General features: G+C 71.6%; 7 protein-coding genes. All 7 read left to right on the forward strand.

Features of this window, described 5'->3' with window-relative positions; translation table 11 throughout:
• Positions 1-243 precede the first annotated feature (243 nt).
• The gene (locus ACIP5O_RS36765) at positions 244-1,353 is read left to right on the forward strand and encodes a quinone-dependent dihydroorotate dehydrogenase (RefSeq protein ID WP_401302195.1); all 1,110 of its coding nucleotides are present in this window, start codon (positions 244-246) and stop codon (positions 1,351-1,353) included.
• Complete coding sequence (pyrF, locus tag ACIP5O_RS36770; RefSeq protein ID WP_401302199.1) at positions 1,350-2,186, forward strand: orotidine-5'-phosphate decarboxylase; 837 nt, start codon at positions 1,350-1,352, stop codon at positions 2,184-2,186. Before ACIP5O_RS36765 ends, pyrF begins: the two co-directional genes overlap by 4 nt.
• A 310-nt stretch (positions 2,187-2,496) precedes the next feature.
• On the forward strand, positions 2,497-2,820 hold the full coding sequence (locus ACIP5O_RS36775) for an integration host factor (protein ID WP_121828861.1): 324 nt from the start codon (positions 2,497-2,499) through the stop codon (positions 2,818-2,820).
• Between the two features lie 71 nt (positions 2,821-2,891).
• Positions 2,892-3,464, forward strand: a complete 573-nt coding sequence (gene gmk, locus ACIP5O_RS36780) for a guanylate kinase (RefSeq protein ID WP_125657518.1) — start codon at positions 2,892-2,894, stop codon at positions 3,462-3,464.
• Positions 3,465-3,518: 54 nt separating this feature from the next.
• Positions 3,519-3,791, forward strand: coding sequence for a DNA-directed RNA polymerase subunit omega (rpoZ, locus tag ACIP5O_RS36785; protein WP_005319902.1), 273 nt, complete (start codon positions 3,519-3,521; stop codon positions 3,789-3,791).
• A 67-nt stretch (positions 3,792-3,858) separates the two neighbouring features.
• Complete coding sequence (gene coaBC, locus ACIP5O_RS36790) at positions 3,859-5,133, forward strand: bifunctional phosphopantothenoylcysteine decarboxylase/phosphopantothenate--cysteine ligase CoaBC (protein WP_401302202.1); 1,275 nt, start codon at positions 3,859-3,861, stop codon at positions 5,131-5,133.
• A gap of 290 nt (positions 5,134-5,423) precedes the next feature.
• Positions 5,424-5,563, forward strand: a 140-nt coding sequence (locus tag ACIP5O_RS36795; protein WP_401302204.1) for an S-adenosylmethionine synthetase N-terminal domain-containing protein, incomplete at its 3' end; no start/stop codon positions are given.

Raw genomic sequence — 5,563 nt, forward strand, 5'->3', positions numbered from 1 at the left:
GCTACGAGATCCGCACCGCCGCCGTCTCCCGCGGCGTCCCGTGCCTGACCACCGTCCAGGCCCTCGCCGCAGCCGTCCAGGGCATCGACGCGCTCAACCACGGCGGCGTCGGCGTCCGCTCCCTCCAGGAGCACGCCGAGCACCTCGTCGCGGCCCGCGACTAGCAGCCCGTACGGAGAAGGGGGACACCGGCCACAGCGCGGTGTCCCCCTCTTCATGACCGAACAAGGGATATTTCGGACGATGTACAAGCTGTTCTTCCACCTGGTCTTCAAGCGGATGGACCCCGAGGAGGCCCACTACCTGGCCTTCCGCTGGATCCGCCTGGCCGCCCGCGTCCCGGTGCTCCGCACCTTCGCCGCCGCCGCCCTCGCCCCCCGGTACGAGGAGCTGCGCACCGAGGCCCTCGGCCTGCGGATGCACGGCCCCTTCGGCCTCGCCGCCGGCTTCGACAAGAACGCCGTCGCCATCGACGGCATGGCGATGCTCGGCTTCGACCACGTCGAGATCGGCACCGTCACCGGCGAGGCCCAGCCGGGCAACCCCAAGAAGCGCCTCTTCCGGCTCGTCCCGGACCGCGCCCTGATCAACCGCATGGGCTTCAACAACGAGGGCTCCGCCGCCGTCGCCGCCCGCCTCCACGCGCGCGTACCGGTCTTCAGGACGGTCGTGGGCGTCAACATCGGCAAGACCAAGGTCGTTTCCGAGGCCGAGGCCGCCGCCGACTACGTGAAGTCCACCGAGCGCCTCGCCGCGCACGCCGACTACCTCGTCGTCAACGTCTCCTCCCCGAACACCCCCGGCCTGCGCAACCTCCAGGCCACCGAGTCCCTGCGCCCCCTCCTGACGGCCGTGCGCGAGGCGGCCGACCGCACGGTCACCGACCGCCGGGTCCCGCTCCTGGTCAAGATCGCCCCCGACCTGGCCGACGAGGACGTGGACGCGGTCGCCGACCTCGCCCTGGAGCTGGGCCTCGACGGCATCATCGCCACCAACACCACCATCGCCCGCGAGGGCCTCGGCCTGAAGTCCGCGCCCGAGCTGATCGAGGAGACCGGCGGGCTGTCCGGCCGCCCGGTCAAGCAGCGCTCCCTGGAGGTCCTGCGCCGCCTCCACGCGCGCGTGGGCGACCGCCTGGTCCTCGTCGGCGTCGGCGGCATCGAGAACGCCGAGGACGCCTGGCAGCGCATCCTCGCCGGCGCCACCCTCGTCCAGGGCTACAGCGCCTTCATCTACGAGGGCCCGTTCTACGCCCGCGCGATCCACAAGGGCCTCGCCGCGCGCCTCGCGGCCTCCCCGTACGCCACCCTCGCCGAGGCCGTCGGCGCCGACAACCGAAAGGCCGCCCAGTGACGCTCTCCTTCGGATCCCGCCTGCGCTCCGCCATGGACGAGCGCGGCCCGCTCTGCGTCGGCATCGACCCGCACGCCGCCCTGCTCGACTCCTGGGGCCTCACCGACGACATCGCCGGCCTGGAGCGCTTCACCTTCACCGTCGTCGAGGCCCTCGCCGGCACCGTGGCCGTCTTCAAGCCCCAGTCCGCCTTCTTCGAGCGCTTCGGCTCGCGCGGCGTCGCCGTCCTGGAGCGCGCCGTCTCCGACCTGCGCGCGGCGGGCGGCCTGGTCGTCATGGACGCCAAGCGCGGGGACATCGGCTCCACCATGGCCGCCTACGCCGAGGCCTTCCTGCGCAAGGAGTCCCCGCTCTTCTCCGACGCGCTCACGGTCTCCCCGTACCTCGGCTACGGCTCCCTGCAGCCGGCCGTCGACCTGGCCCGCGAGTCCGGCGCGGGCCTCTTCTTCCTGGCCCTCACTTCCAACCCGGAGGGGAGCGAGGTCCAGCGGGCCGTCCGCGAGGACGGGCGGACGATCGGCGCGACGATGCTCGCCCACCTGGCCGAGGAGAACGCGGGGGAGACCCCCATGGGCTCCTTCGGCGCGGTCGTCGGCGCCACCCTCGGCGACCTGTCCTCCTTCGACCTGGACATCAACGGCCCCCTCCTGGCCCCCGGCATCGGCGCCCAGGGCGCGACCCCCGCCGACCTCCCCGCCGTCTTCGGCGCGGCGGTCCGCAACGTCGTCCCGAACGTCAGCCGCGGGGTCCTGCGGCACGGTCCGGACGCCACCGCCCTGCGGGACTCGGCGCTCCGGTACGCGGACGAGATCCGCGCGGCCGTCGGCGCCTGATCCCCGGCGGGACCAATCCGCAGGTCGGAGCGGATCGGGCCGGTTCCCGGGGCCCGCTCCGGCCGGTCGTCCCGCCACTTGACGAAATCTTGGCCCAAAACCCGGTCTTTATGTCGGGAAAGTCCTGGTCGGTCGATGCTGACCAGGACTTTTCCGCTGTTCTCGCTGACTGGAGCGGCCTCGGCCGCTAGTCTCCGGGGCAGAGCAGGCGTTCAGCGGCCACTCCGTTGACCGTTGCTCCACTGGTGCGGGGCGACTAGGTTCCTCACCGGTCCGTATCCGACAGATCGACATCCGAGGTGACGTAGGCGTGGCTCTTCCGCCCCTTACCCCTGAACAGCGCGCAGCCGCGCTCGAGAAGGCCGCCGCGGCTCGCCGGGAGCGGGCCGAGGTCAAGAATCGACTCAAGCACTCCGGAGCATCCCTCCACGACGTCATCAAGACGGGCCAGGAGAACGACGTCATCGGCAAGATGAAGGTCTCCGCGCTCCTGGAGTCCCTGCCGGGCGTGGGCAAGGTCCGCGCCAAGCAGATCATGGAGCGGCTCGGCATCTCCGAGAGCCGCCGGGTGCGCGGTCTCGGCTCCAACCAGATCGCCTCCCTGGAGCGGGAGTTCGGCTCCACCGGCGCCTGACCTTTCGGGCATTTCCGTCATATGGCATCGTCCCTGCGCAAGCGGGGGTGGACCACTGGAATAATCGCTGTATGGCAGCAGAGGTACGTCCGCGGCTGACCGTGCTCTCCGGCCCCTCCGGGGTCGGCAAGAGCACGGTCGTCGCGCATATGCGCAAGGTCCACCCCGAGGTCTGGCTCTCGGTGTCGGCGACGACGCGGAAGCCCCGCCCCGGCGAGAAGCACGGCGTCCACTACTTCTTCGTGACGGACGACGAGTTCGACAAGCTGATCGCCAACGGTGAGCTCCTCGAATGGGCCGAGTTCGCGGGCAACCGCTACGGCACCCCCCGCGGCGCGGTCCTCGACCGCCTCGACTCCGGCGAGCCCGTCCTCCTGGAGATCGACCTCCAGGGCGCCCGCCAGGTGAAGGACTCCATGCCGGAGTCCCAGCTGGTCTTCCTGGCCCCGCCGAGCTGGGACGAGCTGGTCCGCCGCCTCACCGGCCGCGGCACCGAGTCCCCCGAGGTCATCGAGCGCCGCCTGGACGCCGCGAAGGTCGAGCTGGCCGCCGAGGCCGAGTTCGACACCACCCTCGTCAACACCTCCGTCGAGGACGTGGCGCGCGAGCTGCTAACGTTGATGCTGCTGTCTTCTGGGGAATGATCCCCAGGTCCCTGCAGTGTGTCTGATCTTTTTTCCATCTTCGGAAGGTAGAGCGTGTCCTCTTCCATCACCGCGCCCGAGGGCATCATCAACCCGCCGATCGACGAGCTGCTCGAGGCCACCGACTCGAAGTACAGCCTCGTGATCTACGCGGCCAAGCGCGCGCGTCAGATCAACGCGTACTACTCCCAGCTCGGCGAGGGCCTGCTGGAGTACGTGGGTCCGCTCGTCGACACCCACGTCCACGAGAAGCCGCTCTCGATCGCCCTGCGCGAGATCAACGCGGGTCTGCTGACGTCCGAGGCCATCGAGGGCCCGGCGCAGTAAGCGCGCAGCGCTTGTAACGCTTGTCACCACAGGCCCGGCGGAACATCCGCCGGGCCTGTGGTGTCTCATGGAGTCGTATGGAGCCGTACGCGTCCGAGTGCGCGTCCGAGTGCGGGGAGTCGTGGAAGTCGTGGCAAAGCCGAAGGTCGTTCTGGGCGTCACCGGCGGCATCGCCGCCTACAAGGCGTGCGAGCTGCTCCGCCGGCTCACCGAGTCGGGCCACGACGTCCGGGTCGTGCCCACCGACTCCGCACTGCACTTCGTCGGCGCGGCCACCTGGTCCGCGCTCTCCGGGAACCCCGTGTCGACCGAGGTCTGGGAGTCCGTCCACGAGGTGCCGCACGTACGGATCGGCCAGGGCGCCGACCTCGTCGTGGTCGCCCCCGCCACCGCCGACATGCTCGCCAAGGCCGCCCACGGCCTCGCCGACGACCTCCTCACCAACACGCTGCTCACCGCGCGCTGTCCCGTCGTCTTCGCCCCCGCCATGCACACCGAGATGTGGGAGCACCCGGCGACCCAGGAGAACGTGGCGACCCTGCGCCGCCGCGGCGCCGTCGTCATCGAGCCCGCCGTCGGCCGCCTCACCGGCGCCGACACCGGCAAGGGACGGCTGCCCGACCCCGGCGAGATCTTCGAGGTCTGCCGCCGCGTCCTCGCCCGGGGTGCCGCCGCCCCCGACCTCGCCGGCCGCCACGTCGTCGTCAGCGCGGGCGGCACCCGCGAGCCCCTCGACCCCGTCCGCTACCTGGGCAACCGCTCCTCCGGCAAGCAGGGCTACGCCCTCGCCCGGGCCGCCGCCGCCCGGGGGGCCCGGGTCACCCTCGTCGAGGCCAACACCGGCCTCCCCGACCCGGCCGGCGTCGACGTCGTCCGCGTCGGCACCGCCGTCCAGCTCCGCGAGGCCGTCCTCAAGGCCGCCGCCGACGCCGACGCGGTGGTCATGGCGGCCGCCGTCGCCGACTTCCGCCCCGCCGTCTACGCCCCCGGCAAGATCAAGAAGAAGGGCGACGACGGCGCCCCCGTCGTCGAGCTCGTCCGCAACCCCGACGTCCTCGCCGAGCTCTCCGCCGACCGGGCCCTGCCCGGCCAGGTGGTCGTCGGCTTCGCCGCCGAGACCGACGACGTCCTCGCCAACGGACGCGAGAAGCTCGCCCGCAAGGGCTGCGACCTCCTCGTCGTCAACGAGGTGGGGGAGCGCAAGACCTTCGGCTCCGAGGAGAACGAGGCCGTGGTGCTCGCCGCGGACGGCACCGAGACCCCCGTGCCGTACGGACCGAAGGAAGCGCTCGCCGAGACGGTCTGGGACCTGGTCCTGCCCCGGCTGCGTCCCACCGGCTGAGACGACCGGGACGTCCGGGTCCGGCCAGTCCCGGCGCGCCGCCGCCCGGGTGCCGTCACCCGGGAGGAGGAGCGAAACACCCGCCCCGCGAGTGATTCGCGTCCCACCGGAGCGGCCGTCCCGCCCTTGTCGGCGACCGGTTCCGGCCGCCACGGGGCATTCACCAGGCGAGACACCTGGCCCATTGTCCGATCACGACCGATAGACTGTTCGTGGAACGTCGCGGGGCGCAGCCCCCTGCCGGTCCGAGCCACGAGTAGCCAGCAGCCGCTGCAACCCCAGGGAGCGTTGTGTCCCGTCGTCTGTTCACCTCGGAGTCCGTCACCGAGGGGCACCCCGACAAGATCGCTGACCAGATCAGCGACACCATCCTCGACGCGCTGCTGCGCGAGGACCCCACCTCGCGCGTCGCCGTCGAGACGCTGATCAC

The organism is Streptomyces sp. NPDC088915, assembly GCF_044749825.1.
In the GTDB taxonomy this organism is placed as follows: Bacteria; Actinomycetota; Actinomycetes; order Streptomycetales; family Streptomycetaceae; genus Streptomyces.

What these genes read in the sequence shown, in the direction of transcription:
- ACIP5O_RS36765 (WP_401302195.1), top strand. Translation starts at nt 244, where the DNA reads ATGTACAAGCTGTTCTTCCACCTGGTCTTCAAGCGGATGGACCCCGAG.
- gmk (WP_125657518.1), top strand. Translation starts at nt 2,892, where the DNA reads ATGGCAGCAGAGGTACGTCCGCGGCTGACCGTGCTCTCCGGCCCCTCC.
- coaBC (WP_401302202.1), top strand. Translation starts at nt 3,859, where the DNA reads ATGGAGTCGTATGGAGCCGTACGCGTCCGAGTGCGCGTCCGAGTGCGG.